At 65.0% G+C, this 26,991-nt stretch carries 30 protein-coding genes and 1 tRNA gene; 13 read left to right on the forward strand and 18 right to left on the reverse strand.

Annotated elements, in window-relative coordinates:
* Positions 1–83: 83 nt before the first annotated feature.
* Positions 84–920 (reverse strand): tryptophan synthase subunit alpha, encoded by an 837-nt coding sequence (gene trpA, locus ACVILH_RS06770; RefSeq protein WP_456712203.1) that lies wholly within the window; start codon positions 918–920, stop codon positions 84–86.
* A gap of 72 nt (positions 921–992) precedes the next feature.
* Here trpA and ACVILH_RS06775 point away from each other — a divergent pair, with 72 nt between their 5' ends.
* A complete protein-coding gene (locus ACVILH_RS06775; RefSeq protein WP_456712204.1) occupies positions 993–1,340 on the forward strand; it encodes an endonuclease domain-containing protein in 348 nt (115 codons plus the stop codon).
* A gap of 85 nt (positions 1,341–1,425) precedes the next feature.
* Here ACVILH_RS06775 and trpB read toward each other — a convergent pair whose 3' ends face one another.
* The 10 genes from trpB to aroA form a co-directional block, all read right to left on the reverse strand.
* Positions 1,426–2,649 carry a tryptophan synthase subunit beta gene (trpB, locus tag ACVILH_RS06780; RefSeq protein WP_456712205.1) on the reverse strand — a complete coding sequence of 408 codons (1,224 nt, stop codon included), beginning with the start codon at positions 2,647–2,649 and terminating at the stop codon, positions 1,426–1,428.
* Positions 2,646–3,305 carry a phosphoribosylanthranilate isomerase gene (locus ACVILH_RS06785; protein WP_456712206.1) on the reverse strand — a complete coding sequence of 220 codons (660 nt, stop codon included), beginning with the start codon at positions 3,303–3,305 and terminating at the stop codon, positions 2,646–2,648. The genes trpB and ACVILH_RS06785 overlap by 4 nt, the downstream gene beginning before the upstream one ends.
* A gap of 75 nt (positions 3,306–3,380) precedes the next feature.
* Positions 3,381–3,773, reverse strand: coding sequence for a lipopolysaccharide assembly protein LapA domain-containing protein (locus ACVILH_RS06790; protein ID WP_456712207.1), 393 nt, complete (start codon positions 3,771–3,773; stop codon positions 3,381–3,383).
* Positions 3,774–3,851: 78 nt separating this feature from the next.
* Positions 3,852–4,169, reverse strand: coding sequence for an integration host factor subunit beta (locus tag ACVILH_RS06795; protein WP_456712208.1), 318 nt, complete (start codon positions 4,167–4,169; stop codon positions 3,852–3,854).
* A gap of 169 nt (positions 4,170–4,338) precedes the next feature.
* The gene (sppA, locus tag ACVILH_RS06800; protein ID WP_456712209.1) at positions 4,339–5,319 is read right to left on the reverse strand and encodes a signal peptide peptidase SppA; all 981 of its coding nucleotides are present in this window, start codon (positions 5,317–5,319) and stop codon (positions 4,339–4,341) included.
* Between the two features lie 559 nt (positions 5,320–5,878).
* A complete protein-coding gene (gene rpsA / locus ACVILH_RS06805) occupies positions 5,879–7,588 on the reverse strand; it encodes a 30S ribosomal protein S1 (RefSeq protein ID WP_011923367.1) in 1,710 nt (569 codons plus the stop codon).
* Positions 7,589–7,856: 268 nt separating this feature from the next.
* Positions 7,857–8,495: a (d)CMP kinase gene (gene cmk / locus ACVILH_RS06810; RefSeq protein WP_456712210.1), complete on the reverse strand. Its 639-nt coding sequence runs from the start codon at positions 8,493–8,495 to the stop codon at positions 7,857–7,859.
* Position 8,496: 1 nt separating this feature from the next.
* Positions 8,497–8,838: a hypothetical protein gene (locus ACVILH_RS06815; RefSeq protein ID WP_456712211.1), complete on the reverse strand. Its 342-nt coding sequence runs from the start codon at positions 8,836–8,838 to the stop codon at positions 8,497–8,499.
* Positions 8,839–8,878: 40 nt separating this feature from the next.
* Entirely contained in the window at positions 8,879–9,484 is a 606-nt protein-coding gene (locus ACVILH_RS06820) for a hypothetical protein (RefSeq protein WP_456712212.1), read from the reverse strand.
* Positions 9,485–9,493: 9 nt separating this feature from the next.
* A complete protein-coding gene (aroA, locus tag ACVILH_RS06825) occupies positions 9,494–10,831 on the reverse strand; it encodes a 3-phosphoshikimate 1-carboxyvinyltransferase (RefSeq protein WP_456712213.1) in 1,338 nt (445 codons plus the stop codon).
* 149 nt (positions 10,832–10,980) lie between these two features.
* Between aroA and ACVILH_RS06830 the strand changes: the two genes are divergently transcribed.
* The 3 genes from ACVILH_RS06830 to ACVILH_RS06840 all read left to right on the forward strand — a co-directional run bounded on the left by ACVILH_RS06830 (position 10,981) and on the right by ACVILH_RS06840 (position 12,017).
* Complete coding sequence (locus ACVILH_RS06830) at positions 10,981–11,388, forward strand: TIGR02300 family protein (protein WP_434858027.1); 408 nt, start codon at positions 10,981–10,983, stop codon at positions 11,386–11,388.
* Between the two features lie 81 nt (positions 11,389–11,469).
* A tRNA-Ala gene (locus ACVILH_RS06835) sits at positions 11,470–11,545 on the forward strand.
* A gap of 220 nt (positions 11,546–11,765) precedes the next feature.
* Positions 11,766–12,017, forward strand: a complete 252-nt coding sequence (locus ACVILH_RS06840; protein ID WP_456712214.1) for a GIY-YIG nuclease family protein — start codon at positions 11,766–11,768, stop codon at positions 12,015–12,017.
* A gap of 3 nt (positions 12,018–12,020) precedes the next feature.
* Here the strand turns inward: ACVILH_RS06840 and ACVILH_RS06845 are convergent, their stop codons facing one another.
* A complete protein-coding gene (locus ACVILH_RS06845) occupies positions 12,021–12,479 on the reverse strand; it encodes a MarR family winged helix-turn-helix transcriptional regulator (RefSeq protein WP_456712215.1) in 459 nt (152 codons plus the stop codon).
* Between the two features lie 174 nt (positions 12,480–12,653).
* On the opposite strand from ACVILH_RS06845, the gene ACVILH_RS06850 reads away from it, so the two are divergent.
* The 9 genes from ACVILH_RS06850 to ACVILH_RS06890 all read left to right on the forward strand — a co-directional run bounded on the left by ACVILH_RS06850 (position 12,654) and on the right by ACVILH_RS06890 (position 20,454).
* Positions 12,654–13,079, forward strand: coding sequence for an organic hydroperoxide resistance protein (locus ACVILH_RS06850; protein ID WP_434858024.1), 426 nt, complete (start codon positions 12,654–12,656; stop codon positions 13,077–13,079).
* A 145-nt stretch (positions 13,080–13,224) separates the two neighbouring features.
* The gene (locus tag ACVILH_RS06855) at positions 13,225–14,427 is read left to right on the forward strand and encodes a CaiB/BaiF CoA transferase family protein (RefSeq protein ID WP_456712216.1); all 1,203 of its coding nucleotides are present in this window, start codon (positions 13,225–13,227) and stop codon (positions 14,425–14,427) included.
* Between the two features lie 188 nt (positions 14,428–14,615).
* Positions 14,616–15,932 carry a sn-glycerol-3-phosphate ABC transporter substrate-binding protein UgpB gene (ugpB, locus tag ACVILH_RS06860; protein ID WP_456712217.1) on the forward strand — a complete coding sequence of 439 codons (1,317 nt, stop codon included), beginning with the start codon at positions 14,616–14,618 and terminating at the stop codon, positions 15,930–15,932.
* 66 nt (positions 15,933–15,998) lie between these two features.
* Positions 15,999–16,880 carry a sn-glycerol-3-phosphate ABC transporter permease UgpA gene (gene ugpA / locus ACVILH_RS06865; protein WP_456712218.1) on the forward strand — a complete coding sequence of 294 codons (882 nt, stop codon included), beginning with the start codon at positions 15,999–16,001 and terminating at the stop codon, positions 16,878–16,880.
* Entirely contained in the window at positions 16,880–17,728 is an 849-nt protein-coding gene (gene ugpE, locus ACVILH_RS06870) for a sn-glycerol-3-phosphate ABC transporter permease UgpE (protein ID WP_456712219.1), read from the forward strand. The genes ugpA and ugpE overlap by 1 nt, the downstream gene beginning before the upstream one ends.
* 118 nt (positions 17,729–17,846) lie before the next feature.
* Entirely contained in the window at positions 17,847–18,926 is a 1,080-nt protein-coding gene (locus tag ACVILH_RS06875) for a sn-glycerol-3-phosphate import ATP-binding protein UgpC (protein ID WP_456712220.1), read from the forward strand.
* Between the two features lie 135 nt (positions 18,927–19,061).
* Positions 19,062–19,487 carry an Hsp20 family protein gene (locus tag ACVILH_RS06880; RefSeq protein ID WP_006613108.1) on the forward strand — a complete coding sequence of 142 codons (426 nt, stop codon included), beginning with the start codon at positions 19,062–19,064 and terminating at the stop codon, positions 19,485–19,487.
* Between the two features lie 58 nt (positions 19,488–19,545).
* Complete coding sequence (locus ACVILH_RS06885; RefSeq protein WP_456712221.1) at positions 19,546–19,809, forward strand: BQ00720 family protein; 264 nt, start codon at positions 19,546–19,548, stop codon at positions 19,807–19,809.
* 138 nt (positions 19,810–19,947) lie between these two features.
* Positions 19,948–20,454, forward strand: coding sequence for a GNAT family N-acetyltransferase (locus ACVILH_RS06890; RefSeq protein WP_456712222.1), 507 nt, complete (start codon positions 19,948–19,950; stop codon positions 20,452–20,454).
* A 415-nt stretch (positions 20,455–20,869) separates the two neighbouring features.
* Here the strand turns inward: ACVILH_RS06890 and ptsN are convergent, their stop codons facing one another.
* The 6 genes from ptsN to lptC all read right to left on the reverse strand — a co-directional run bounded on the left by ptsN (position 20,870) and on the right by lptC (position 26,986).
* Positions 20,870–21,331 carry a PTS IIA-like nitrogen regulatory protein PtsN gene (ptsN, locus tag ACVILH_RS06895; RefSeq protein WP_011923380.1) on the reverse strand — a complete coding sequence of 154 codons (462 nt, stop codon included), beginning with the start codon at positions 21,329–21,331 and terminating at the stop codon, positions 20,870–20,872.
* Positions 21,332–21,663: 332 nt separating this feature from the next.
* Positions 21,664–22,266, reverse strand: a complete 603-nt coding sequence (gene hpf / locus ACVILH_RS06900) for a ribosome hibernation-promoting factor, HPF/YfiA family (protein WP_456712223.1) — start codon at positions 22,264–22,266, stop codon at positions 21,664–21,666.
* Between the two features lie 72 nt (positions 22,267–22,338).
* Positions 22,339–23,976 carry an RNA polymerase factor sigma-54 gene (rpoN, locus tag ACVILH_RS06905; protein WP_456712224.1) on the reverse strand — a complete coding sequence of 546 codons (1,638 nt, stop codon included), beginning with the start codon at positions 23,974–23,976 and terminating at the stop codon, positions 22,339–22,341.
* A gap of 225 nt (positions 23,977–24,201) precedes the next feature.
* Positions 24,202–25,236: an LPS export ABC transporter ATP-binding protein gene (gene lptB, locus ACVILH_RS06910; RefSeq protein WP_456712225.1), complete on the reverse strand. Its 1,035-nt coding sequence runs from the start codon at positions 25,234–25,236 to the stop codon at positions 24,202–24,204.
* Between the two features lie 345 nt (positions 25,237–25,581).
* Complete coding sequence (locus tag ACVILH_RS06915) at positions 25,582–26,280, reverse strand: LptA/OstA family protein (RefSeq protein ID WP_456712226.1); 699 nt, start codon at positions 26,278–26,280, stop codon at positions 25,582–25,584.
* Between the two features lie 4 nt (positions 26,281–26,284).
* Entirely contained in the window at positions 26,285–26,986 is a 702-nt protein-coding gene (gene lptC / locus ACVILH_RS06920) for an LPS export ABC transporter periplasmic protein LptC (RefSeq protein WP_456712227.1), read from the reverse strand.
* Positions 26,987–26,991 lie beyond the last annotated feature (5 nt).

Raw genomic sequence — 26,991 nt, forward strand, 5'->3', positions numbered from 1 at the left:
TTTTGCGGTCGCCCGGATATATGGCGGGACGGCAGCGCCACGGCAAGCCATGCCGCGGCGCTCCATACAAGGGTGGTTGATGGCTATTCCGCGGCCTGCTGGGCGCCGCGCACGCCCTGGGCCAGGGCGGAGGCGAGGTCGGCGACGGCGCTGACGGTCTTGGCCGTGGCCCGGCCCTCGGCGTCCAGGCTGGCCTTCAGGGCGTCGACCAGGGCGGTGCCGACCACGGCGCCGTCGGCGTTGGCGGCAATAGCCCGGGCTGTTTCCGGTGTCCGGATGCCGAAACCGACGCAGACCGGCAGCGCCGTATGGCGCTTGATTCGCGCCACGGCAGTGCCGACGGCGGAGGAGTCCGCGGCGGCCGCGCCGGTGATACCGGTGATCGAGACGTAGTAGACGAAGCCCGAGGTATTCGCGAGCACGGCCGGCAGCCGCTTGTCATCGGTGGTCGGCGTCGCCAGCCGGATGAAGTTGAGCCCGGCCTTGAGCGCGGGAATGCACAGCTCGTCGTCTTCCTCCGGCGGCAGGTCGACGATGATCAGGCCATCGACACCGGCGCTCTTGGCATCGACGAGGAACTTGTCGACGCCATAGATGTAGATCAGGTTGTAGTAGCCCATCAGCACGATCGGCGTCACCGCGTCGCTCTCACGGAAGCTGCGCACCAGCTGCAGCGTCTTCTTCAAGGTCATGCCCGCTTTCAGCGCGCGAAGGCCCGCCGCCTGGATCGACGGACCGTCGGCCATCGGATCAGTGAACGGCATGCCGATCTCGATGATATCGGCGCCCGCCTGCGGCAGCGCCTTGACGATCGCGAGCGACGTCTCCGGATCGGGGTCGCCGCCCATGACGAACGTCACGAATGCCGAACGGCCTTCTTTCTTCAATTGCGCGAAGCGCGCATCCATTCTCGTTGTCATGTCGCGGCCCGGACAGTGCTATACCTCTCCCCATCGGGGAGAGGTCGGCTGCGAAGCAGCCGGGTGAGGGGGATGGAAAATAGACTCAAGAAGAGATCCCGCGCCCTTCGCGCGTCACAAACCAGCGCTGAGGACAAGCTCTGGCAGGCGCTGCGAAACCGCAGGTTGGAGCGTTGGAAATTCCGGCGACAGCATGCGATCGACCGATATGTCGTGGACTTTGTCTCGTTGGCAGGCAAGCTCATCATCGAGGTTGACGGAGCGACGCATTCAACAGAGTCAGAGTTGGCGAGAGACGAAGCAAGAACCGCGGTCCTCGAGTCCTGCGGCTTCTTCGTTCTACGGGTTTCGAACGTCGACATATACGACAACATCGATGGTGTGCTGGAGGCCATCGCGAGCACGCTGCGATCTGATTGAGCAGAGCAAGCCCCCCTCACCCGGCTGCTACGCAGCCGACCTCTCCCCGATGGGGAGAGGTGAAGAAGGGCCGAGCGCGCCGCCATCACTGTGCCTTCGCCCTCTTACGCAGGATCTCGCCGATTTGCGGCACGTCCTTGTCGCCGCGGCCGCACAGATTCACGACCATCAAATGGTCCTTCGGCTTGGTCGGCGCGAGCTGCATCACCTTGGCGACGGCATGCGCCGGCTCGAGCGCCGGGATGATGCCCTCCAGCCGGGACAGCAGCAGGAACGCCTCCAGCGCCTCGTCGTCGGTCGCCGAGAGATAGGTCACGCGCTTGGCCTCGTGCAGCCAGGAATGCTCGGGGCCGATGCCGGGATAGTCGAGGCCGGCCGAGATCGAATGCGCCTCGGCGATCTGGCCGTCGTCGTCCATCAGCAGATAGGTGCGGTTGCCATGCAGCACGCCGGGACGGCCGCCGGCGATCGACGCCGCATGCAGCTGGGTCAGGCCGTGGCCGGCGGCTTCGACGCCGAAGATCTCGACGGAGGGATCGTCGAGGAACGGATGAAACAGGCCCATCGCGTTGGAGCCGCCGCCGATGCAGGCGACAAGCGAATCCGGCAGCCGGCCTTCGGCCTCCTGCATCTGGGTCCGCGTCTCCTGGCCGATCACCGACTGGAAGTCGCGCACCATCATCGGATAGGGATGCGGGCCCGCGACAGTGCCGATGCAATAGAAGGTGTCGTGAACGTTGGTGACCCAGTCACGCAGCGCCTCGTTCATCGCGTCCTTGAGCGTCTTGGCGCCGGACTGCACCGGAATGACCTTGGCGCCGAGCATCTCCATGCGCAGCACGTTCGGCTGCTGCCGCTCGACGTCGACGGCGCCCATATAGACGACGCAGTCCAAGCCGAAGCGCGCGCACAAGGTCGCGGTGGCGACGCCATGCTGGCCGGCCCCGGTCTCGGCGATGATGCGCTGCTTGCCCATGCGCCGAGCCAGCATGATCTGGCCGAGCACATTGTTGACCTTGTGCGAGCCGGTGTGATTGAGCTCGTCGCGCTTGAAATAGATCTTGGCGCCGCCGAGATGCTCGGTCAGGCGCTCGGCGTAGTACAAAGGCGACGGACGGCCGACATAATGCGTCCGATAGCTGTTCATCTCGGCCTGGAAGGCCGGATCGGCCTTGGCGTCGGCATAGGCCTTTTCGAGATCCAGGATCAGCGGCATCAGGGTCTCGGCGACGTAGCGGCCGCCGAAGATGCCGAAATGGCCGCGGTCGTCAGGACCGCTGCGGTAGGAATTGGGAATGGTCGTGGTCATTGGACGCTCAACTTGTCAGCGGCCCGCGCCGCACGAATGAAATCCCGGATCAGATCGCAATCCTTCACACCCGGCGTCCGTTCGACGCCAGATGACACGTCGACGCCGCCGGCGTGCGTAACCCGCACCGCCTCGGCGACATTGTCCGCACTCAGTCCGCCGGACACCATGAACGGGCGGTCGAGCTTCAAGCCCTGAAGCACGTGCCAGTCGAAGGTCGCGCCCAGTCCGCCGGGACGCGTCGCGTGCTTCGGCGCCCGGGCGTCGAACAGGATGCGGTCGCAGACGTCGGCATAGCCTGAGAGCGGCGCGAGGTCGGCCGCCGTCTCGACCGGCATCGCCTTCATGATCGGAAGACCGAAGCGCTGCTTGAGATCACGAATACGCGCGACGCTTTCGCGACCGTGCAATTGAAAGAGATCCGGCCGCAGCGTCTCGACGATGTTCTCGAAGGTTGCATCATCGGCATCGACGGTCAGCGCCACCTTCAGCGCGCGCCCCTTCGCCTGCTGGCCAAGCTCACGCGCGGCCGTCAGCCCGACGTGACGCGGCGACGGCGGAAAGAACACAAAGCCCACCATCTCGGCGCCGGCATCCAACGCCGCACCCAGGGTATCGGGCGTGGTCAGGCCGCAGATTTTGACGAGCAGAGACATCAGACAGAACGCACGTCCGGACGGAGGGGATCACCAGCCGCGGGCGACGTCGAGGCCGCGCTGGCTTGGCGCCTTCTACAACGCGGCGCCCTGCTTGTCTCGCCCATAAGGGGCTAAAAGCCGGGCGGGGGCTGCCGGAACCAACGATTGACCCGAACCCTGGCTGGCGCGCGCCGCGGCGCTGAGCTGGGCGACTTGCGCCCGTGCCGCATCCGCATCGGCCTGGTGGCGGCGGGCCGCGCGGCGCCAATGGCGCTGGCCGATCCAGGTGGCGACGCCGCCGGCAATGACGCCCAGGATTGCAACTCCGATCAGCAAGGCGAACAGCGGAACTGATACCGAGAACGCCGGGTCGGCCGCATTGAACGGATCAAATGAGACGGTAACAAAATGCCGATTGGCGACCGCGAAGACGACGAACAGCACCATCAAGGGGAGGATGATGACGACGGTGAGAAATTTTCGCATGCGCTCGCTCGTATCAGTCGGGCCGGGTTGGCCTCGTAGTCAGCCGCAGACGATGAGCACGGCAGGCGGTCCGTGGCCTCAATCGTCGGAGTCGTCGGCGGCTGCGCCCTCGGGATTGTCCCGGTTCAGCCGCTCGCGCATTTCCTTGCCCGTCTTGAAGAACGGCACGCTCTTCTGGTCGACTGGGACGTGAGCGCCCGTCCGCGGGTTGCGCCCGGCGCGGGCCGGCCGGTGCTTGACGGAGAACGCGCCGAACCCACGCAGCTCGACGCGATCACCGCGCGCCAGCGCAGCGACGATCTCATCGAGGATCGCATTGACGATGTTCTCGACATCCCGCTGGTAGAGATGCGGGTTGTGCTCGGCGATACGCTGAACCAGCTCGGATTTGATCATCGAGAAAATGTATCCGGGGAGACAGTCCCATTTCCGTGAAAATATGCAGAACTGTCAAGACGCTAAATCATTCATCGGACCCAACAATTGGCTTTCCGGGCTCGGCATCGCCCGATGCCGGACCACACGCTCCACGCGAGACTCAGCGCGGCGATCGTCTTGACGGGTTTCAATTCCCCGTTGCGGGCGTCCACAGCGCCAACATGCCGTCGAGCCCGACCCGGTCGACCGCCTGGACAACGCCGGTGCGTTCGATCTGGCGCGCGATGCCGGACAGGCCGACGGCGTCGAGCGCGATCGACGTCGCGGTGCGCAGGAAGGTGAGGTCACCGAAGCGCGGCACCAGCTTGTAATCGCGCACCGGCAGGTCCTTCTTGACGTTCTTGTTGGCGACCAGCCAGGCCACCGCCGTCTTCTCGTCGCCAAGCTCGTCGATCAGCTTCAGCTCGACCGCCTGGCGGCCGGTGAAGACGCGGCCATCGGCCACCTTCTCGAGCTGCGCGTCGTCCATGTTGCGGCGAGTCTTCACGAGGCCGCGGAACCAGGCGTAGGAATCCTTCACGAGGTCATCGAGCGCCGCGCGCGCTTCCGGGCTGGTCGGCTCATAGCCGTTGGGCGCGGCCTTCAGCGCCGAGGACTTCACCTCCTCGATCTTGACGCCGACGGTCTTCAGCAGCTCGCTGACATTGGGGTACTGGAACAGCACGCCGATCGAGCCGACCAGCGAGCTCTGCTGCGCGACGATGTGATCGGAGGCGATGGCGCCGATATAGCCGCCGGAGGCCGCGAGACCTTCCACCACAACGACGAGCGGCTTCTTCGCCTTCAGGCGAACGAGGGAATCGTAGAGCTGCTCGGAGCCGGCGGTTGTTCCGCCTGGCGAGTTGATGTGAACGATGACGGCCTCGGCCGAGGAGTTCTCCAGCCGCTCCAGCGCCTCGACGCGCTCCTGATCGCTGCGGATCAGGCCCTCGATGTTGACGCGAGCGATCGAGCCGGAGGTCGAGAGCGCGGTGCGGCCGCGCGGCGACATCGCCAGGCCGATCGCCGAGAGAGCGGCGATCGCGATCACGACCGCGAGCACCCGCCAGAACGTGAGCTTGCGGCGCAGCCTGCGGCGATCGACGATCACATCGGAATCTAGCGACATGGACAGCTCCTGGAAGTCTCGGCGCGTTGTGCAGCCGCAGCCTGAATATCTCGTTATCCGATTACATCAATCGCGGCGCAATTTGAAGAAAGGAAGGCTCCGCCACGAAGCCGGCAAGGGTGATGCACCCGAAGCAGGTCGCGGGGCCAGCGCCTATGGCGACCGTCGTTTTGGCCTCTTCTCCCTCCGTGTCGTCATCGCCACGGCGTATCGCAGTAACCGGAGTGAGACGCGTCCTGGAAACGCAGGATGTTCTCACTCACGATGAGACGACCACTGACGATGAGAAGAGGTTAGGCGCGACGATCTCGGTCTCACCCTCCCCTTGAGGGGGAGGGTCGATCGCACGCGAAGCGGGCGAGCGGGGTGGGGTGAACTCCGAAGACCGGTGCGAGTGGAAAGATCACCCCACCCCGGCTCATACGCGCTTTGCGCCTATGAGCCGACCCTCCCCCTCCAGGGGAGGGTGACGGCGGGCTGGTCGAAATGGCGGCTCGGCCGCACAAAAAAAGCCCCGGCCGGAGCCGGGGCTTTGATCTCGTCACGCGATGTCGAAGGCTTACTTCGAGTCGCGGTTCTTGAGGGCGGTGCCGAGAATGTCGCCCAGCGTCGCGCCCGAATCGGACGAGCCGTACTGCGCGATGGCTTCCTTCTCTTCCGCGACTTCCAGCGCCTTGATCGACACCTGGACCTTGCGGGCCTTCTTGTCGAACTGGATCACGCGGGCATCGACCTTCTCGCCGACGGCGAACCGCTCGGTGCGCTGATCGTTGCGATCGCGCGCCAGCTCGGAGCGCTTGATGAAGGTGGTGAAGTCGGTGCCGGTGATCTTGACGTCGATGCCGCCGTCCTTGACGTCCAGCACTTCGCACGTGACGACCGCACCCTTCTTGACATCGCCCGGCTCGGCGAAGGGGTCGCCTTCAAGTTGTTTGATTCCGAGCGAAATCCGCTCCTTCTCCACGTCGACGTCGAGCACCACGGCCTTGACCATGTCGCCCTTCTTGTAGTTGTCGATGACCTGCTCGCCCGGCAGCTTCCAGTCGAGGTCCGACAGATGGACCATGCCGTCGACGTCGCCTTCGAGACCCAGGAACAGGCCGAACTCGGTCTTGTTCTTGACCTCGCCCTCGACCACCGAACCCGTCGGATGCTTCTCGACGAAGACTTCCCACGGATTGCGCATGGTCTGCTTGAGACCGAGCGAGATGCGGCGCTTGACGCTGTCGACCTCGAGCACCTGCACTTCGACTTCCTGCGAGGTCGACACGATCTTGCCGGGGTGCATGTTCTTCTTGGTCCACGACATCTCGGAGACGTGGATCAGGCCTTCGATGCCCGGCTCGAGCTCGACGAACGCGCCGTAGTCGGTGATGTTCGTGACGCGGCCGTGGAAGCGGGCCTGCAGCGGGTACTTGGCCTCGATGCCCTGCCACGGATCGTCCAGCAGCTGCTTCATGCCGAGCGAGATGCGGTGCGTCTCGTGGTTGATCTTGATGATCTTGACCTTGACCGTCTGACCGATGGAGAGCACCTCGGTCGGATGGTTGACGCGGCGCCACGCGATATCGGTGACGTGCAGCAGGCCGTCGATGCCGCCGAGGTCGACGAACGCACCGTAATCGGTGATGTTCTTGACGACGCCGTCGATGACCTGACCCTCTTCGAGGTTCTGCACCAGCTCCTGGCGCTGCTCGGCGCGGGTCTCTTCCAGCACGGTGCGGCGCGACACGACGATGTTGCCGCGGCGACGGTCCATCTTGAGGATCTGGAACGGCTGCGAATTGTTCATCAGCGGCGCGACGTCGCGGATCGGACGGATGTCGACCTGCGAGCGCGGCAGGAAGGCGACTGCGCCATCCAGGTCGACGGTGAAGCCGCCCTTGACCTGGTTGAAGATGACGCCGTTGACCTTTTCGTTGTTCTGGAACGCCTTCTCGAGCTTGCCCCAGCTCTCTTCGCGGCGGGCCTTGTCGCGCGACAGCACGGCTTCGCCGAGCGCGTTCTCGATGCGGTCGAGGAACACTTCGACCTCGTCGCCGACCTTCAGCTCGCTGTCGCGGCCGGGACCGGAAAATTCGCGCAGCGCCACGCGGCCTTCGGTCTTCAGGCCGACGTCGATGACGGCCATGTCCTTCTCGATCGCGACGACCTTGCCCTTGACGACGGAGCTTTCCTGAAGATTGCCCTTCGTGAAGGACTCGTCCAGCATCGCGGCAAAATCATCGCGGCTGGGATTGTAGGAATTAGCAGAGATACTCGAAGCCATTGGTTCTCCAGATGCGGACATTCTCGCCAGCGTGGGGTTGATCGGCGCATCGGATGAACAGTGCCTGGAGGTCCACAAATCCCCAGACGTCCGCGCTGTCAGCGCAAAAAGCGCGAACGACGCGGGCCGGCAATGCCTGCACATGCGACACGTATGACGTACGTAACCTATGAAGTTGCGTCCGGCTGATCGGACCCGATTGAACTGCAATCGAGCTATCGACGGTCAAGGGCGGGAGCGGGCGGTTCCTCCAATGACACCAGCGAAATCAAACCCGCTGGCGGCCCGCTCGGACGGCCTCGACAATATCGATGGCGGCCCGGACGCCGCCTTCTATATCCAAATGGGAGTTATCAAGCAAGTAAGCATCCGCGGCTTGTTTCAAAGGGGCAACGGGGCGGTTCTGGTCACGCTCATCGCGCGCCAGGATGTCGGCCAGAATGGCTGCCTCGTCGGCCGGCTCGCCCCGGGAGCGCGCCTCGAGGCTGCGGCGATGCGCCCGGATCTTCGGGTCGGCCACGACGTAGATCTTCACCTCGGCATCCGGGCAGATCACGGTCCCGATGTCGCGGCCATCGAGCACGGCCCCCGGGGGCTGGCTGGCAAACTGGCGCTGGAATGCCAGCAACGCCTCGCGCACCCTGGGCAATGCCGACACCACCGAGGCCGCCGATCCGACCTCGTGGGACCTGAACGCGGGGTTGTCGAAGGTCGAGGGATCCAGGGTCATCGCGACCTCAGCCGCCCGGGCCTCATCCTTCAGGTCGATCCCAGCGGTCAGCAGCGCATGCGCCACGGCCCGGTAGATCACGCCCGTATCCAGATGCCTGAGGCCATAATGCGCCGCGAGGCGCTTGGCCATGGTGCCCTTGCCCGAGGCAGCCGGGCCATCGATGGCGATGATCATTCTAGCGCTGTCCTGAAGTGTCGCGTGCCCGCCGCAGCGGCCGCTCGTCGGTAAATATGTTGCGGGAGGCGAACTCTCCCGGGCTGGCGAAGGTCAAGTACTCCCGGAGCGCCGGGGACGTCGAACTGGTCGTGAACCAAGGCTCCTTCAGACGCCGCGCCGCGCCGCCAGTCCAGGGCGGCACCCGCCCCAGCTTGCGCTGCTTGGCGAGATATTCGGCAATGGCGCCAGCGAGGGCATCAAGCTTCGCATCGCCCGTGAGGCTGGGCTCGGCCTCGATGGCCGCATAACGCGCCTCGTCAGACGGAGCGAGATCGAACGTATCGACGAATTCGGCGAGCATGACGTCCCGCGACTCCCCGTGCCCGATCCGGGCGACCGCCTCAGCGAGGGTATTTGGGCGCATCGACCGCTCCCTCTGGGTTCATGTGCTTCAGCAGAAAACGCTGCTTTTCGGCCGAGGCCGCACTCGCCGGAAAGTATCTTGCAAGGAGCGCGACCGCTGCATCCGCGTCCGTGATTCCAACGACCTTCATCAGGTTGAGGATGTCGAGCCGCTCGGCCTCGCCGCGCGCGGGGTCGAGGACCCTGACCGCCTTGAGCTTCAACGCCAGCATATACTCGGCCGAGGGCACGGAGACCACCAATCCCGGCGGCGAGCCGTCGCGCGGAAAAGTGCCGAACTCCAGGTGGTCGGCCGCCTGATCCGCCAGCGGACTGAGGTGGAAGGTAACGCCGTCGTTGAACCAATCGTTTGACCAGCCATTCTGCTGGGCAATGCCATGGAGCGTCTCGGCGAGCCAGGGAGGAAGCGGACTCGGCAGCGCCGAGACGTCGACGTCTTCCGTGGCGAAGCGAAAGTTGCTTGCCAGCATCAAGGCTGATCCGCCGTAAACCGCGATCTGCAGTTTGGCCCCGGCCTGGGCCGCCGCCCGTCCGATCGCGTCGAAGGCCGCCAGCAGCGCGTCGCGGTCAAAGGCGGAAGGCATTGCGTTCCCTTATGCGAAATCCGCGCCCGCCTTGCGCATCAGCGGGATGAAGTCGGGGAAGCTGGTGGCGATGAAGGCGGTGTCGTCGACGGTGACCGGCTTGTCGGAGGCGAGGCCCATGACCAGCGCGGACATCGCGATGCGGTGGTCCATGTGGGTAGCGACCACGCCGCCGCCCGGGACGTGGCCGCGGCCCTCGACGATCAGGTCGTCACCGGTGATCTCGACCTTGACGCCGTTGACGCGCAGCATCGCCGCGGTGGCCTCCAGCCGGTCGGATTCCTTGACGCGCAGCTCGTGCAGGCCGCGCATCACGGTCGTGCCCTCTGCGTAAGCGGCGGCGACGGCGAGCACGAGATATTCGTCGATCATCGAGGGCGCGCGCTCGGGCGGCACCTCGACGCCCTTCAGCTTCGAGGCGCGCACCCGCAGGCGGGCCATCGGCTCGCCGGCATCGCCGCGGACATCGTCCTCCTCGATCGAGGCGCCCATCTCGCGCAAGGTGGTGAACAGGCCGGTGCGCAGCGGGTTGGTCATGACGTCGGAGAGCACGAGGTCCGAGCCATCCACGATCAGCGCCGCGACCAGCGGGAAGGCGGCCGAGGACGGGTCGGCCGGCACGATCACCGGCGCGCCTGTCAGCTCCGGCTGCCCGGTCAGCGCGATGCGGCGACCGTGACTGCCTTCCGGCGTGGTGACGATCTCGGCGCCGAAATGCTTGAGCATCAGCTCGGTGTGGTCGCGGCTCGCCTCCTGCTCGATCACCGTCGTGATTCCGGGCGCGGCGAGGCCGGCCAGCAGCACGGCCGACTTGATCTGCGCCGAGGCCACCGGCGTGCGGTATTCGATCGGAATCGGGTTGCTGGCACCCTGAAGGGTTAACGGGAGCTTGCCGCCCTCGGCGCTGGCGGTGACCTTGGCACCCATCAGCGCCAGGGGATCGAGGATCCGCAGCATCGGGCGGCTGCGCAGCGAGGCGTCGCCATCGAACACCGCCGAGATCGGACAGCCCGCGACGGCGCCCATCACCAGCCGGCACCCGGTGCCGGAGTTGCCGAAATCGAGCGTGGTGGCCGGCTGGGCAAAGCCGCCGACGCCGACACCGTTCACGGTCCAGGCGAACTCGCCGGTGCACTCGACCTTGGCGCCGAGCGTCCGCATCGACTTGGCGGTGTTGAGAACGTCCTCGCCCTCGAGCAGGCCGGAAATCCGGGTCTCGCCCACCGACAGCGCGCCCAGGATCAGCGCGCGGTGCGAGATCGACTTGTCGCCGGGAACGCGAATCGTGCCCGAAAGCGGCCCGGAGGCGCGGGATTCGAGTGGAGTGGGGGCGGCTGACGTGCTCACGGCGGGATCCTCGGGTTTTGGAGCCGGCAGGTATCACAGCGCCCGGCGGCCGTCACGGCCGTGATATCCGGTTGAAAGCGCTATTGACAGCGGCGCGGCAACTAGCCAAGTGAGACACCGCTTTTCAGACATTGCCAGGACGCCTGCACGTGGCCAAATCCGAGCTCGGAACCAAACGCATTTGCCCGACCACGGGCAAAAAGTTCTACGACCTCAACAAGAACCCGGTGATTTCGCCCTACACCGGCGAGGTCGTGCCGATCGCTCCGGTGGCGCCCACCCGCGCCATGCGCGGCGAGGCGGCGCGCGCCGCCGCCGCGCAGGACACCGCGCACGAGCCGGCCGAGGCCGAGGAGTTGGTGTCGCTCGAGGAGGCCGATGCCGAGGAGAACTCCGGCAAGGTCAAGGCCGTCGTGCCCGAGTCCGAGGACGACATCGAGATCGACGAGACCCTCGACGACGACGAGGATGACGACTCGACCTTCATCGCCGACGAGGAAGAAGGCGACGAAGATGTCACAGACATCATCGGTGATGTCGGCGGCGACGAAGAATAATCGTCGAAGCCACTTGAGATCAGCCGCGAACTGTGGTTCACGGTGCTCCCCGGCGGTCACCCAGACCGCCGGTTCGGTTCAGGGGCCATAGCTCAGCTGGGAGAGCGCTTGCATGGCATGCAAGAGGTCGGCGGTTCGATCCCGCCTGGCTCCACCACGCTTCGCCCTCCGGGCTACGCGTGGCGCAGCCACGACGGAGCCCGGAGGGCGAAGCGTGGTGCCCGGCGAAGCCCCTCGGCGAAGCCGGGCTGCTCAGCAACGAAATCTCTTGCCTTAAGTTTGGACTTCAGCTTCGCGCGGCTTCAAAGCCGAGCTGACAAATTCTTTTCCCGATCACAAAATGCACGCCTGCGGTCCCTCGCGGCGAGCACCTTCGCATGTGGTACGTCTACATTATCCGCAGCATCAACTTTCCCGACCAGGAATACATCGGCGCGACCGCGGACATCCGCCAGCGCCTAAGGGATCACAACGCAGGGCGCTCGGCCCATACCTCCAAGTTCGCGCCGTGGACGCTCGTCTGGTACTGCGCCTTTCCGGACAAGCTCCGCGCTCTGGCCTTCGAAGCCTATCTGAAGTCGCATTCGGGCCGCGCCTTTTCGAAGAAGCGCCTGCTCGGTCCGGCTTGAGCCTCACTCCACCGCCGCCTCCAGCCGCTCCCGCAGCTTCACCAGCTTGCCGTGCAGGTCCGCCAGCTCCGCGATCGAGCAGCCGGTCGCATCCAGGATCGCGGGCGGCACGATGGCGCGCGCTTTCTCGCGCAACGCAGCGCCCTGCGCGGTCAGGGTGACCAGCACCTGGCGCTCGTCCTCGGCTGATCGCGTCCGCGTCAGCAGATGCAACGCCTCCATCCGCTTCAAGAGCGGCGTCAGCGTGCCGGAATCCAGGAACAGCCGCGCGCCGATCTCCTTCACCGACAGGCGATCGCGCTCCCACAGCACCAGCATGACCAGATATTGCGGATAGGTCAGACCGAGCCGGTCGAGCAGCGGCTTGTAGACGCGGTTGAAGGCGTGGGCGGTCGAGTAGACGGCAAAGCAGAGCTGGCTGCCGAGCTGGAGCGGCACGTCGGCGGTGGTCTTCTTGGGCATCGTCACACCAGGAATGGATCATCGGGTGCATCTTGGGCGTTGCGAAACAGATCCGGCAACGACCCGGACGTACCGATCACGAATTTTCTACCGAACAATTATATTGTGCGCAATCTAATTGCGTGCAATATATGCCTTACTGAATTCCACTCCACCCAACCCAGGAGACACCCCATGTCCGTGAACGTGCTCTACAAGACCAGCGCCAAGGCCACCGGCGGTCGCGACGGCGAGGCGGCCACCCTCGACGGTTCGCTCAGCGTCAAGCTCGCCACCCCGAAGGAGCTCGGCGGTGGCGGTGGCGCCGGCAACAATCCGGAGCAGCTGTTCGCCGCCGGTTATGCCGCCTGCTTCATCGGCGCGATGAAGTTCGTGGCGTCGCAGGGCGGCCCGAAGGTTCCGGCCGATGCGTCGGTGACCTCGACGGTCGGCATCGGCCCGCGCTCGGAAGGCGGCTTCGGCATCACCGCGGAGCTCGCGGTCTCGCTGCCTGGCCTCGCCAAGGCGGACGCCGAGGCGCTGGTCGCCAAGGCCCATGAGGTGTGCCCATACTCCAACGCCACCCGCGGCAATGTCGACGTCAAGCTGACCGTCGTCTGAGCCTGAATTCTGCGACGCGGCAGATTGCCGCGCACAGCCATACAGCCCTCGCTTTTCCGCGAGGGCTGCATTCGCGCGAGCCGGTTTGCGCAGGTGGCGCAGCAATGCTTAATGACCGCGAGTTGCAACCAACCTCGCGATGTCCATGACACTCCCATTTGCTCCCGGCGCCATGGCCGGCCTGCGCGTGATCGATCTCACGCGCGTGCTCGGCGGGCCCTATTGCACGCAGATCCTGGCCGACCACGGCGCCGACGTGATCAAGGTCGAGCCGCCCGCCGGCGACGAGGTGCGCGACTGGGGCCCTCCGTTCCACGACGAGGACGCGGCCTACTTCGTCGGCATCAACCGCAACAAGCGCTCGATCGGCCTCGACCTCGCCTCCGAGGGTGGCCGCGTGGTGCTGCTGAAGATGCTCGAGACCGCCGACGTGCTGATCGAGAACTTCAAGCCGGGCACGCTCGAGAAGTGGGGCATCGGCAGCGACGTGCTGCGCGAGAAATTCCCCAAGCTCGTGCACTGCCGCATCTGCGGCTTCGGCGCCGATGGGCCGCGCGGCGGCAATCCCGGCTATGACGCGATCATCCAGGCGATGACCGGCATGATCGCGGCGACCGGCTCGCCCGAGAGCGGCCCGATGCGGATCGGCGTGCCGCTGGTGGACATCACCACGGGTCTCTATGCCGCGATCGGCATCCTGATGGCGCTGTCGGAACGGCAGCGTTCGGGACAAGGCCAGTTCCTCGAGGTCACGCTGTACGAGACAGGCCTGGCGATCATGCATCCGCACACCGCCAACTACTTCATGCATGGCAAGCCGCCATCATTGACCGGCAACGAGCATCCGAACCTCGTGCCCTACGCGATCTTCCCGACCAAGACCGACGACATCTTCATCGGCGTCGGCAATGACGGCACGTTCCGCAAGCTCGCCAAGGAAATCGGCCGCCCCGAGCTCGGCACCGATCCGCGCTTTGCGCGCAACCGCGACCGTGTCGCCAATCGCGAGGCGCTGCGCGCCGAGCTCGCGGCCGTGTTCAGCGCGTTCGAGGCCGAGCCGCTGTGCGACCGCCTGCTCGCCGCCGGCCTGCCAGCCGGACCGGTGCAGAAGATCGATCAGGCGCTGACCAATCCGCATACGCTCTACCGCGGCGATGTCATCGAGAAGGATTGGTACAAGGGCGTAGCCTCGCCGATCCGGCTCGAACGCACCAAGCCGACCTTGCGCTCCACTCCGCCGAAATACAGCCAGCACGCCGCGGAAGTGCTAAGCGAATTCGGCTACACGCCGAGCGAGATAGAAGCGCTACAGGCGGCGGGAACCGTCTGCACGGAACGGAAACGCTGATCCTGCCTACGCGCGACCGCCGCATCGCACCACGATGCGGCGGTCGAGAGATGCAATTGACCGCTTCTCGCGGCCGCACGGCGCGCCGCTTTCCTACGTCTGGTCATACGTCTATACATTCACAAAACTGTCATGCGGCGCTGTTAACGGCCGCCACGACCGATGACGTTCATGGGAGGATCTTTTTGATGTCATTTCGACAAATCGCTGCTGCGACTGCCGTTGCGGCCACCTTTGGTTTTGCTGCTTCGCCCGCACTCGCAGTGACTGAAATCCAGTGGTGGCACGCCATGACCGGCGGCAACAACGACATCGTCAACAAGCTCGCCGAGGAGTTCAACGCGTCGCAGAGCGACTACAAGGTCGTCCCGACCTTCAAGGGCGCCTATCCCGACACGATGAATGCCGGCATTGCCGCGTTCCGCGCCGGCACTGCGCCGCACATCCTGCAGGTCTTCGAGGTCGGCACCGCCACGATGATGAGCGCCAAGGGCGCGATCAAGCCGGTCTATGAGCTGATGAAGGACGCCGGCGAGCCGTTCGATCCCAAGGCCTATCTGCCGGCGATCACCGGCTACTACTCGACGTCGAAGGGCGACATGCTGTCGTTCCCGTTCAACTCGTCCTCGATGGTGATGTGGATCAACAAGGACGAGCTGAAGAAGGCCGGCGTCGCCGAGATCCCGAAGACCTGGCCGGAGGTGTTCGACGCCGCCAAGAAGCTGAAGGCGGCCGGGCATGACACCTGCGGCTTCTCCAACGCCTGGGCGTCCTGGGCCAATATCGAGCAGTTCTCCGCCTGGCACAACGTGCCGATCGGCACCAAGGCGAACGGCCTCGACGGCTTCGATACGGTGCTCGAGTTCAACAGCCCGCTGCACGTCAAGCACCTTCAGAACCTCGTCGAGCTGCAGAAGGACAAGACCTACGACTATTCGGGTCGCGGCTCGGCCTCCGAGAGCCGCTTCGGCTCCGGCGAGTGCGCGATCTTCCTGACCTCGTCGGGCTACTACGCCACCGCCAAGAACACCGCGAAGTTCGACTTCACCTCCGCGCCGATGCCGTACTACCCGGAGGCCCAGGGTGCGCCGCAGAACTCGATCATCGGCGGCGCCTCGCTGTGGGTGATGGGCGGCAAGACGGCCGACGAGTACAAGGGCGTCGCCAAGTTCTTCACCTTCCTGTCGGACACCAACCGCCAGGCCAAGCTGCATCAGGAATCCGGCTACCTGCCGATCACCAAGGCGGCCTATGAGAAGACCAAAGCGGACGGCTTCTACGAGAAGAACCCGACCTTGCAGACGCCGCTGAAGGAGCTCACCAACAAGGAGCCGACCGAGAACTCGCGCGGCCTCCGCTTCGGCAACATGGTGCAGATGCGCGACGTCTGGTCGGAGGAGATCGAGGCGGCGCTGGCCGGAAAGAAGACGCCTAAGGAAGCGCTCGACTCCGCCGTTGCCCGCGGCAATGCGATGTTGCGCACCTTCGAGAAAACGGCCAAGTAAGTCCGTGACAGAGGCTTCCCCGTACCAAGGGGAAGCCTCGCCTTTATCCCTCTCGCAGCGCGCTCCATGGAAAAGTCGGTCGTCTTCAACGGCAAGCTGTTGCCTTACCTGCTGCTGGCACCGCAGCTCGCGATCACGCTGATCTTCTTCTACTGGCCAGCCAGCCAGGCGATCTGGCAATCCTTCCTGCGCGAGGACGCCTTCGGCCTCAATTCCGAATTCGTCGGGCTCGAGAACTACCAGGCGCTGTTCGCTCAGCCGGAATATTACACCGCCATCGGCACGACGATCGTGTTCTCCTCGCTGGTGACAGTGCTGTCGCTCGGCGTCGCGCTGCTGTTCGCGACGCAAGCCGACAAGAACCTCAAGGGCGCCTCCGTCTACAAGACGCTGATGATCTGGCCCTATGCGGTGGCGCCCGCGATCGCCGGCGTGCTCTGGTTCTTCATCTTCCACCCCACACTCGGCACCCTGGCGCGGCCGCTGCGCATCATGGGCTTCGACTGGAATCCGATGCTCAACGGCACCCATGCGATGGTGCTGCTGGTGATGGCCGCGGTGTGGAAGCAGGTCGCCTACAACTTCCTGTTCTTCCTGGCCGGCCTGCAGGCGATCCCGAAGAGCGTGATCGAGGCCGGCGCGATCGATGGCGCGGGTCCGCTGCGGCGATTCTGGACCATCATCTTCCCGCTGCTGTCGCCGACCACCTTCTTCCTGCTCGTGGTCAACATCGTCTACGTGTTCTTCGAGACCTTCGGCATCATCGACGCGGTCACCGGCGGCGGTCCGGCCGGCTCGACCACGACGATGGTCTACAAGGTGTTCGCCGACGGCCGGCTCGGCGGCGATCTCGGCGGCTCGGCCGCGCAATCGGTCGTGCTGATGGTGATCGTGATCGCGCTGACCGCGATCCAGTTCCGCTATGTCGAGCGCAAGGTGCAGTACTGATGGTCGAGCATCGTCCGCTCCGGGATCTCGTCGCCTACCTCGTGCTCTCGCTGGGCATCGTGATCTTCGCCTTCCCGGTGTATGTCGCCTTCATCGCCTCAACCTATGACGCGGCGACCGTCGTCAGCGGCAACCTGCCGCTGGCGCCTGGTGGCCGCATGCTGGAGAATTATTATCGCGCGGTGTTCGTCGGCGGCTCGCGCTTCATGAACCAGCCGGTCGGCGTGCTGCTGGCCAACTCCTTCATCACCGCCATCGGCATCGCCGTGGGCAAGATCCTGATCTCGATCCTGTCGGCGTTCGCGATCGTCTATTTCCGTTTTCCGTTTCGCAAGACCGCGTTCTGGATCATCTTCATCACCCTGATGCTGCCGGTGGAGGTCCGCATCTATCCGACCTACAAGGTCGTCGCCGATTTGCGCATGCTCGACACCTATGCCGGCCTGATCCTGCCGCTGATCGCCTCTGCCACCGGCACGCTGCTGTTCCGCCAGTTTTTCATGACCATTCCCGACGAGCTGCTGGAGGCCTCGCGCATCGACGGCGCAGGTCCACTGCGTTTCTTCTGGGACACGCTGCTGCCGCTGTCGATGACGACGGTGGCGGCGCTGTTCGTCATCCAGTTCATCTATGGCTGGAACCAGTATCTCTGGCCGCTGCTGATCACCACCAAGGACTCGATGCAGACCATCGTGATCGGCATCAAGAAGATGCTCACCACCACCGACGAGCTCGCAGAATGGCAGCTCGCGATGGCGACCGCCGTACTGGCCATGCTGCCGCCGGTCGCGGTCGTCGTCTTCATGCAGCGCTTGTTCGTGAAGGGCCTCGTGGAGACGGAAAAGTGAGAGGGGCGAGCAGCGAATGGCGAATAGCGAATAGGGTTGCGCTGCCGCCTGAACCTCATCTCTCTCCGCCCCTCTTCGCTACTCCCTATTCGCCATTCACGCATCACCGGTAACCACAATGGCCAACGTCACGCTCCGCAACGTCCGCAAGGTCTATCCCGGCGGCTTCGAGGCCATCAAAGGCATCGACTTCGAGGTCGGCGACGGCCAGTTCTGCGTGCTGGTGGGCCCGTCCGGCTGCGGCAAATCCACGCTGCTGCGGATGGTCGCCGGGCTGGAGACGGTGTCGTCAGGCGAGATCGATATCGGCGGCCGCGTCGTCAATGCGATCGAGCCGGCCGAGCGCGACATCGCGATGGTGTTCCAGAACTACGCGCTCTACCCGCACATGACCGTGTACAACAACATGGCCTATGGCTTGCGCAATCGCGGCATGGCGGAAGCCGAGATCAAGACCCGGGTCGAGGAGGCCGCACGCATCCTCGAGCTCGGCACCATGCTGCAGCGGAAGCCGCGCCAGCTCTCCGGCGGCCAGCGCCAGCGCGTGGCGATGGGCCGCGCCATCGTGCGCCAGCCGAAAGTGTTCCTGTTCGACGAGCCGCTGTCCAATCTCGACGCCAAGCTGCGCATCGCGATGCGGGTGGAGATTCGCAAGCTGCAGCGCCGGCTCAACACGACGGCGATCTACGTCACCCATGACCAGCTTGAGGCGATGACCTTGGCCGACATCCTGGTGGTGATGAACGGCGGCAAGGTCGAGCAGATCGGCAATCCGCTGGAGATCTATCAGAAGCCGGCCACCACCTTCGTCGCCTCCTTCATCGGCGCGCCGCCGATGAACCTGATGCCGCTCGATGACCTGCGCGCACAGTTGCACGGTGCCGACGCGGTTCCGGCGGAAGCGGGCCAGCTCGGCATCCGTCCCGAGGATTTCGAACTCGGCGACACCGTGCCCGCCGGCGGCGTCGGGCTCGACCTTCGCGTCGACGCGATCGAGCATGTGGGCGCCGAAACCTACGTCTACGGCTCGCGGCAGGACGGGGGCGGCGACGACCGCCTGACGGCCACCGCCAATGACGTCATCGTGCGGCTGCCCGGCGTCACGGCGCCGGAGATCGGCGCCAGGATCCGCGCCGTGGCGCCGCGGGCCAAGCTGCATCTGTTCTCGGCCGATGGGCGGCAAAGGCTGCCGGCTTAAGCCCTTCCACAGACTGACTGATTCCCGGAAGCTTCAGGTGCTTGAACGTGCCTGGGATCGTGCCCATATTGCTGCTCAAGGGATGCCATCCGGGTCCCGAAACGTCAAAGTCGCTTCGAGAGGACTTTGTAAACCATGTCTCGTGTTCCTTCGCTCTCCAGCCCGTTCCTCCTGGGCTTCGACGAGATCGAGCGCGTGCTCGACCGCGTCGTCAAAGGTGCCGACGGTTATCCGCCCTACAATATCGAGCGGTTCGAACGTACCAATGGCCAGCCCGAGCGGCTCCGGATCACGCTGGCGGTGGCGGGTTTCACCCGCGACCAACTCGATGTCACCATTGAGGAAAACCAGCTCGTCATCCGCGGCCGGCAGCAGGACGACAAGACCAGGCAATACATTCATCGCGGCATCGCCGCGCGCCACTTCCAGCGCACCTTCGTGCTGGCGGAGGGAATGCATGTGCTCGGTGCGGATCTGAAGAACGGGCTGTTGTCGGTCGATCTGGCCAGGCCCGAACCTGAGCGGATCGTTAAGACAATAGCGATCAATGAACACGAATAATGGTTTGATGGAACGAGTAGCGGACTCGACCGCTTGAGTCTCAGAAGGAGTCGAGACCATGACTGAAGGTAATGTTGCGTCGGAATCCCCCGTCTCCGTGGAGTCGCTGGCGACCTTGGGCGAGGGCCACATCGCTTATGTGAAGCAGATCCGCTCCGAAGACGTGCCGGGCCTGTTTCCGCAAGCGCCGCAGATCGCGCCGGGACTGAAGCTGTTCGCCTTGCATGCCGCCGACGGCACGCCGATCATGCTCACCGACAGCCGCGAAGCCGCGATTGCGAACGCATGGAGCCATGAGCTCCAGGCCGTGAGCGTGCACTAAGCGAGGCCGGAGGTCACGCGCGCAACGGCGTCTCGCGAGACGCCGTTGTTGTGAGACCCAAGCGGATCATGCACTGATACGAGGGCGGTCCCCAAGCCAGGGGACGGCCCTTTTTTCTTATCAGGACGATCGCCAAGCATGGGTTCGTTGGTCACACCGGTGAGCACAGCCGAGTTGCGAGCCGATGATTCGCTGTCATCCGCCCTCCTCGCGCTCAACAATGCGCATGCGTCCGAGTTGTCCTGGTTGGCGCCCGATGCGCTCGCACATCTGATCGGGCAGGCATGGCGCGCGTGGCGGATCGGCGAAGCCGATGCACTGATTATCGCGCTCGACGAAGCCGCCGACTACGCCAGTCCGAACTATCGCTGGTTTTGCGCGCGCTACGATCGCTTCATCTATGTCGACCGGATCGTCGTGGCGCAGACAGCGCGCGGCCGAGGACTCGCGCGCCTGCTCTACGAGCAGCTCGCTCGTGATGCTCAGTCGGCAGCTCATCAGCGCCTCGTCTGCGAGGTCAATGTCGAACCGCCGAATCCGCAGTCCGATGCCTTCCACGCTGCGCTCGGCTTCGTGCCGCTGGCGACAGCCAGCATCCACGACGGCACCAAGACGGTGCGCTATCTGATCAAGCCCTTGAGCTAGTGCATGATGCGCTTGTACGACGTCGCATTACGCTCCAGATGTCGACAAACTCTGCTCTCTCCGTTCCCTCCCCCCTTGTGGGGGAGGGTCAGGGAGGGGGGTAGCCGCGGGCGCGATCGACGATGGCCTGGCGGATCGCTTCAGCAGCGCTGACTAAGTTCGGCGTCAGCTACATGTTGTTGAAGCGAAGGACAAAGAATTTCTTGGTCTAGGAACGCATCGCTCGATTGCACCGGCGGTGCTCTCCAACTACGTGCAGCATCCTGGGCCACCCCCCTCCCTGACCCTCCCCCACAAGGGGGGAGGGAACGGACAGACTGGTGATTGTCGAAGTCTCAGCATGAGGCGATGGTGCGGGAACGCAGCACGCGCTGGGAGCAGGCGAAGAAGCGGGTATCAAGCCGCAGAAGCGACCTCAGGCCGCAGAGGCCGGCGGCAGGGCCAGAACCGAATAGATCGCCTGGGCATCGCGCGACGCGCGCAGCTTCTTGGCGACGTCTTGGTCGCGCAGCAGGCGCGCGATGCGCGCCAGCGCCTTCAGGTGATCGGCGCCGGCACCTTCGGGGGCGAGCAGCAGGAACACGAGATCGACCGGCTGGCCATCCATGGCCTCGAAATCAATCGGCCGCTCCAGCCGAGCGAACAGGCCAAACAGCTTCTCCAGCTTCGGCAGCTTGCCGTGGGGGATGGCGACGCCGTAGCCGACCGCCGTGGTGCCGAGCTTCTCCCGCTGCAACAGCACCTCGAACACGCTGCGCTCGTTCTGCCCGGTCAGCGCAGCCGCACGCGCCGCCAGCTCCTGGAGCGCCTGCTTCTTGCTGATAACCTTTAAAGCCGGCAAGATCGCCTCGGGTGCGACCAGATCGGTAATCGGCATAGGGCGTTCCGAGGTGATTGAACCGTCAGTGTGCGAAGTAAGTCGGGACAGACCGGCGTCAAGAAGCTGAGGCGGCAGACGGGCTTACCCCGTGTCCAATGCGAGGCGCTTCTACCCCAACGCAACGGCGGTGCCAACTCCCACAAGCATGTTCCCGCAGCCTATCCTTAAAGATCGCCAGAGCATGGCGGTCTGAAGGCACCAACGCGCCGGCCCGTCGCGCGGCACCGCCGCGCGACCGTGGCGTGACGTCGCAAGCGCTCCGCCAACCACCTGATCAGGAACCCGTTTTCGGCTCGCGCAACGGGGACCGCGCAGCCCCGGCCGTACGATTACGGCTTCACGGCTGGCGGATCGACCCAGCCGATGTTGCCGTCGGCGCGGCGATAGATGATGTTCACCCGCCCGCTGGAGCCGTGCTGAAAAACCATGCAGGGCGCACCCGAAAGATCGAGCTCGAGCACCGCTTCGGACACCGACAGGCGCTTCAGCGCGGTGGTGTTCTCGGCGATGATGACGGGATTGTAGCCGGTGATCTCCTCGTCGCCTTCGGCGGGCGCCTCGATCACATAGCTCGGCGCATCGAGCACCGCGCCGTCGAGGCCGGCGAGCGCGGCGTTGGCCGCGTGCGTCTTGCGCGCCGAGCGGTCCTTCAGCCGGCTCTTGTAGCGGCGCAGCCGCTTCTCGATCATCAGCAGCGCCTGGTCGGCGCTGGCATAGGCATCCTGCGCATTCGATTCGGCCTCGAGCGTAATTCCCGAATCAAGGTGCAGTGCGCAATCGGTCTTGAACCCGAAGCCGTCCTTGGAGAGCGTGACGTGGCCGGAATAATTGCCGTCGAAATATTTGCGTAAGACCTCGTCGGTGCGCTCGCTGACGCGGCCGCGCAGCGCTTCGCTGACGCTGATGCTCTTTCCGGAAATCCGCAGGGTCATGTGTCGCCTCGATTCATGTGAACCAAGTATGACACTAAGCCTATTTGGTTAAGGCGCAATCGCAGGGCAAGGTCAAACTGACGCGGTATCCCGGGTGCGGTCGGCGCTGGCCGGCGACGACAGGGCATGTGCGAGCATGCTCTGCTTGTCGCGGCGGCGCTGCACCGAGGACGGGATCCGCATCGCTTCCCGGTATTTTGCGACCGTGCGGCGCGCGATGTCGATTCCGGCGGCCCGCAGCTTCTCGACGATGGTATCGTCGGAGAGAATTGCGGAGGGATCTTCCGCATCGATCAGCTGCTTGATGTGATGCCGCACCGCTTCCGCCGAATGCGCCTCGCCGCCATCGGCCGAGGCGATCGAGGCGGTGAAGAAATATTTCAGCTCGAACGTGCCGCGATTGGTCGCCATGTATTTGTTGGCGGTGACACGCGACACCGTCGATTCGTGCATCTGGATGGCATCCGCGACGGCCTTCAGGTTCAACGGGCGCAGATGCGCGACGCCGTGGGTGAAGAAGCCGTCCTGCTGGCGCACGATCTCGGTCGCCACCTTCAGGATCGTGCGGGCACGCTGGTCGAGCGCGCGCACCAGCCACGTCGCGTTCTGCAGGCAGTCGGTGAAGTAGGACTTGTCGCCGTCCTTGCGGATCGTCTTCGACAGCTCGGAGTAGTAGACCTGGTTCACCAGGACGCGCGGCAGCGTGTCGCTGTTGAGCTCGACCAGCCAGCCGCCGTCCGGACCCGGACGCACATAGACGTCGGGCACCATGGTCTGCGTGCGCGTGGTGCCGAACTTCAGGCCGGGCTTCGGATCAAGCCTTCGGATCTCGCCGATCATGTCGACGAGGTCCTCATCGTCGACGCCGCACAGCTTGCGGAGTGCGGCGAAATCGCGCTTTGCCAGCAGGTCGAGATGCTCGACCAGCGCCTGCATGGCAGGGTCGTAGCGGTCGAGCTCACGCAGCTGGATCGCGAGGCATTCGCTCAAATTGCGCGCGCAGATGCCGGGCGGATCGAAGGTCTGCAGCACGCCCAGCACCGCATCGACATCGGCCTGCTCGGCGCCGAGCCGGTCGGCGGCCTGGCCGAGGTCGAGCGGCAGGTAGCCCGCCTCGTCGACGAGATCGATCAGGTATTGACCGATCATGCGATCGGCCGGCGAGACGAACGCCACCGCGGCCTGCTCGGCGAGATGATCCGACAGCGTCGTCTCGGCCGCGACGAAGGCTTCCAGATTGTAGTCCTCGTCACCCGAGGCCCCGCCGCCCCATTCGGTGTAGGTGGTCGGAGCGGCATCCTGCGCATTGCGCGCCGCGGCTTCCGCCGGCTCCTCGGAGAAGACGTTTTCGAGCCCGGAATCCAGCGTCTGTTCGATCTCCGTACGGGTACCTAGATCGCGGCTCATCCAGTCCTCGGGCGCGCTTTCGTAAGCATCGCCGGCACTGCTGCCGCCGTCGCCGAAATCCTCGGCGCCGGCTTCACCGCCTTCTGAGAACTCGCCGCGCTCCGCCATCTGCTGCTCGCCGGCGACCGGGGCCTCGGGGCCATCGCTGGCGCGCTCCAGCAGCGGGTTACGCTCCAGCTCCTCTTCAACGAATGTGGAGAGGTCGAGATTGGACAGCTGCAGCAGCTTGATCGCCTGCATCAGCTGCGGCGTCATCACCAGTGACTGTGACTGGCGGAATTCTAATCTCTGCGTCAACGCCATGGGAGCAAGAACATTCCCTTACTGGTCCAATTCTTGCTTATCCTAATCTGCGCGCGATGTACACGTCTTGACGAATAAGAAAAACGGAGTATGGCGCGGCTGGGAAGACGAGGTTACCAGGCCTCGGGCGCCCGTACGGAAACACCGTGAATTGCAGTCTTTCCGTCGCTTGTCACGTCAGTGACAATACCGACGACAAAGCCGACAAACAGCGCGTCCGGAATCCTACAGCCTGAACTCCTCGCCGAGATACAGCCTACGCACGTCGGGATCGGCGACGATCTCCTCCGGGCTGCCCTCGGTGAGAATCTGTCCGGCATAGACGATATAGGCGCGGTCGGTCAGGCCCAGCGTCTCGCGGACGTTATGGTCGGTGATCAAGACGCCGATGCCGCGATTGGTGAGATGGCGCACCAGTTGCTGAATGTCGCCGACCGCGATCGGGTCGATGCCGGCGAACGGCTCGTCCAGCAGCATGTAGTTCGGGCGCGTGGCGAGCGCGCGCGCGATCTCGACGCGGCGGCGCTCACCGCCGGACAGCGCGATCGACGGCGATTTGCGCAGCCGCGTGATGGTGAACTCTTCCAAGAGCGCATCGAGCTCGCGCTCGCGCTTCTTGCGCGACGGCTCGACCACCTCGAGCACGGCGCGGATGTTCTGCTCGACGGTGAGGCCGCGGAAGATCGAGGCTTCCTGCGGCAGGTAGCCGATGCCCAATCGCGCGCGCTGATACATCGGCAGCCGCGTGACGTCATGGCCGTCGAGCTCGATGGCGCCGCGATCGGCCTTGATCAGGCCTGTGATCATGTAGAACACGGTGGTCTTGCCGGCGCCGTTCGGTCCGAGCAGGCCGACCGCCTCGCCGCGGCGGACATAGATCGAGACGCCGCGCACCACCTGGCGGCTGCCAAAGCTCTTCTCGATCGAATGCACCGCGAGGAAGCCGGGACGGCGCAACAGCTGCGGACCGCCGCTCGCGCCGTTGTTGCGCGGCTTGGCGGGCGCAGGCTGCGAGGCCGGCCGCTTGCGCTGGATCTGCTCGGTGTTCTGCGGCGAGCGCGGATTGATCCGCATCGCCGGCTGCTGCTCGTTGCGCACGGATTCGTTGCGGACGGAGTCGGCGAGCACGGCCAGGGGATCGTCGACCTGCGACGGATTGAACGGATCGTCCATGGCGGTGATGTCGTCGCGCCGACGCGCGGAGCCTCGCTGGCCACGCTTGGCGGGACGCCCACGAAACATGCCGAGTAGATCCACCATCCTCGCTTCGCTTACGCCCTTCGAAGCTGCCCGTCACCGACCGCAGCGCTGGCTCGCCCGCCCACCGCGAGCGAACGCATCTCACCTGCCCTACGGATCAATCGGAAGCGCAGGGCCGGCCAAAGCGCGGCTGACCGCGCTCCGGAGTTTGTCGTCTGACGGCGAGGTCGCGATCGATCGCAAAATCGCAATCGGCGCTGCTCGTCACCGCCCGCACGCGGCCAGCCAAAGCCCTTGGCTTGGCCAGCGGTGCCGGTCCTGCGACGCGAACAGCCCGACCGCTAGATAGAGGCAGGTGCGGCGCGGTTCAACTGGAGCCGCGAGCCTTTTGCTAAATAGTTGAGTTTACTTTTGTTTGTTGCCGAGCGACAACGGAGCGCCGATCGCGACCGGCGCGCCGGACGGTCCGGGCGACGATCCGCAGCCGCCGCTGGCCCCCGATCCTGATCCCGATCCTGCATTCGGCAGCAGCACCTGCACGCCGCGCCCGCCGTCCGATTCGACCCGCGACACGCCGGTGGTCATGTCGACGGTGAGGCGGTCGCCGCGCATCACGTTCTTGCACTGGGTCATGACCACGCCGCCCTGCATCGTGATCATGTTGGTCTTGGTGTCGTAGACCGCGGTCTCGCCGGTCACGACCTGGTCCTTCTGGGTCACCTTGACGTCGCCGCGCGCCTCGAGCCGGCGAATCGCCGAGCTGCCGTCCGGCCCCGGCGTCGCGGCCGGCGTCGCCTTGGTCGGCTTGCCGCCGGGCTGGGCGCCGCCGTCATAGAACACCACCAGCGACTTCGAGGTCATGGTGGTATCGCCCTGCACGACCTTCACATTGCCGGTGAAGGTCGCCTCCTTCTTCTTGTCGCGCATCTCCAGCGAGGCCGCCTCGATCTGGATCGGCTGGTCGCGATTCTGCGAAAAACCCTGCAGCGCGTTGGGCACGCCGGTGGTCGTGCTCTGCGCCTGCGCCGAGGCGGCGAGCGACACGATCGCGAGCGCGGCGAAGCCTGCGGCGCAGAGCGCCGGACGAATGAAACGACGAATCATCTGATCACTTCACGTTGCGGGCCGGCCGGCCCGTATCCGCGCTGGCGGTGGTGGCCGGGGCGGCGTTCATGTTGTCGAGGTTCATCACCACATTGCCCTCGAACCGGACCACCTCGCCATTGTCGATGATGCGCAGGCGATCGGCCGAGAGCGTGCCGTTCGTCAGCTTGACGTCGACGCGCTCGTCCGACGACACGGTGCCCTTGGCCATGTCGACCGAGGCCCGGCTGAGGCGCGCCTCATAGCCGGTCGAGGTCGTCAGCAGGATGTCCTTCTTCAATTCGAGCTGCTGCTGCTTGGTGTCGAACACGCCGGTGTTCGCCCGCAAGGTCACGGTCGACTGATCCTCCATCAGCACCTTGGCGCGGAGGATGTTGAGCTCGACGTGATCGGGATCAGTGAGGTCCTGCACCGCGCTGTGGGCGACGAGGTCATAGGGCCGCTGGTCCGGCGTGAAGCCGGTGAGATGCGGCGTCTCCATCGTGATCTTGCGGCCGGAGATGACAAGATTGCCGGAGAGGTTGTTGGTCTCGACCTTGACCCGGAAATCGTTGAAGAAGGCGACGTAGAGCACCACCGCCATCGCCAGTCCCACCGCCGTCGGCACGGCGATCCGCAACGCGCGCACGAAGCGGCTGTGGCGCGCCGCCACCGCGAAGCGCGCCTGCAAGGTGGGATCATAGACGGGGTTCTGGACCGAGTTCACCAGGG

It is taken from the genome of Bradyrhizobium sp. USDA 4353 (assembly GCF_054063215.1).

Bases quoted from the DNA above. Each gene is read 5' to 3' on its own strand.
- trpA (WP_456712203.1), bottom strand. From the start codon at position 920: ATGACAACGAGAATGGATGCGCGCTTCGCGCAATTGAAGAAAGAAGGC.
- ACVILH_RS06775 (WP_456712204.1), top strand. From the start codon at position 993: ATGGAAAATAGACTCAAGAAGAGATCCCGCGCCCTTCGCGCGTCACAA.
- trpB (WP_456712205.1), bottom strand. From the start codon at position 2,649: ATGACCACGACCATTCCCAATTCCTACCGCAGCGGTCCTGACGACCGC.
- ACVILH_RS06785 (WP_456712206.1), bottom strand. From the start codon at position 3,305: ATGTCTCTGCTCGTCAAAATCTGCGGCCTGACCACGCCCGATACCCTG.
- ACVILH_RS06790 (WP_456712207.1), bottom strand. From the start codon at position 3,773: ATGCGAAAATTTCTCACCGTCGTCATCATCCTCCCCTTGATGGTGCTG.
- ACVILH_RS06795 (WP_456712208.1), bottom strand. From the start codon at position 4,169: ATGATCAAATCCGAGCTGGTTCAGCGTATCGCCGAGCACAACCCGCAT.
- sppA (WP_456712209.1), bottom strand. From the start codon at position 5,319: ATGTCGCTAGATTCCGATGTGATCGTCGATCGCCGCAGGCTGCGCCGC.
- rpsA (WP_011923367.1), bottom strand. From the start codon at position 7,588: ATGGCTTCGAGTATCTCTGCTAATTCCTACAATCCCAGCCGCGATGAT.
- cmk (WP_456712210.1), bottom strand. From the start codon at position 8,495: ATGATCATCGCCATCGATGGCCCGGCTGCCTCGGGCAAGGGCACCATG.
- ACVILH_RS06815 (WP_456712211.1), bottom strand. From the start codon at position 8,838: ATGCTCGCCGAATTCGTCGATACGTTCGATCTCGCTCCGTCTGACGAG.
- ACVILH_RS06820 (WP_456712212.1), bottom strand. From the start codon at position 9,484: ATGCCTTCCGCCTTTGACCGCGACGCGCTGCTGGCGGCCTTCGACGCG.
- ACVILH_RS06840 (WP_456712214.1), top strand. From the start codon at position 11,766: ATGTGGTACGTCTACATTATCCGCAGCATCAACTTTCCCGACCAGGAA.
- ACVILH_RS06845 (WP_456712215.1), bottom strand. From the start codon at position 12,479: ATGCCCAAGAAGACCACCGCCGACGTGCCGCTCCAGCTCGGCAGCCAG.
- ACVILH_RS06850 (WP_434858024.1), top strand. From the start codon at position 12,654: ATGTCCGTGAACGTGCTCTACAAGACCAGCGCCAAGGCCACCGGCGGT.
- ACVILH_RS06855 (WP_456712216.1), top strand. From the start codon at position 13,225: ATGACACTCCCATTTGCTCCCGGCGCCATGGCCGGCCTGCGCGTGATC.
- ugpB (WP_456712217.1), top strand. From the start codon at position 14,616: ATGTCATTTCGACAAATCGCTGCTGCGACTGCCGTTGCGGCCACCTTT.
- ugpA (WP_456712218.1), top strand. From the start codon at position 15,999: ATGGAAAAGTCGGTCGTCTTCAACGGCAAGCTGTTGCCTTACCTGCTG.
- ugpE (WP_456712219.1), top strand. From the start codon at position 16,880: ATGGTCGAGCATCGTCCGCTCCGGGATCTCGTCGCCTACCTCGTGCTC.
- ACVILH_RS06875 (WP_456712220.1), top strand. From the start codon at position 17,847: ATGGCCAACGTCACGCTCCGCAACGTCCGCAAGGTCTATCCCGGCGGC.
- ACVILH_RS06880 (WP_006613108.1), top strand. From the start codon at position 19,062: ATGTCTCGTGTTCCTTCGCTCTCCAGCCCGTTCCTCCTGGGCTTCGAC.
- ACVILH_RS06885 (WP_456712221.1), top strand. From the start codon at position 19,546: ATGACTGAAGGTAATGTTGCGTCGGAATCCCCCGTCTCCGTGGAGTCG.
- ACVILH_RS06890 (WP_456712222.1), top strand. From the start codon at position 19,948: ATGGGTTCGTTGGTCACACCGGTGAGCACAGCCGAGTTGCGAGCCGAT.
- ptsN (WP_011923380.1), bottom strand. From the start codon at position 21,331: ATGCCGATTACCGATCTGGTCGCACCCGAGGCGATCTTGCCGGCTTTA.
- hpf (WP_456712223.1), bottom strand. From the start codon at position 22,266: ATGACCCTGCGGATTTCCGGAAAGAGCATCAGCGTCAGCGAAGCGCTG.
- rpoN (WP_456712224.1), bottom strand. From the start codon at position 23,976: ATGGCGTTGACGCAGAGATTAGAATTCCGCCAGTCACAGTCACTGGTG.
- lptB (WP_456712225.1), bottom strand. From the start codon at position 25,236: ATGGTGGATCTACTCGGCATGTTTCGTGGGCGTCCCGCCAAGCGTGGC.
- ACVILH_RS06915 (WP_456712226.1), bottom strand. From the start codon at position 26,280: ATGATTCGTCGTTTCATTCGTCCGGCGCTCTGCGCCGCAGGCTTCGCC.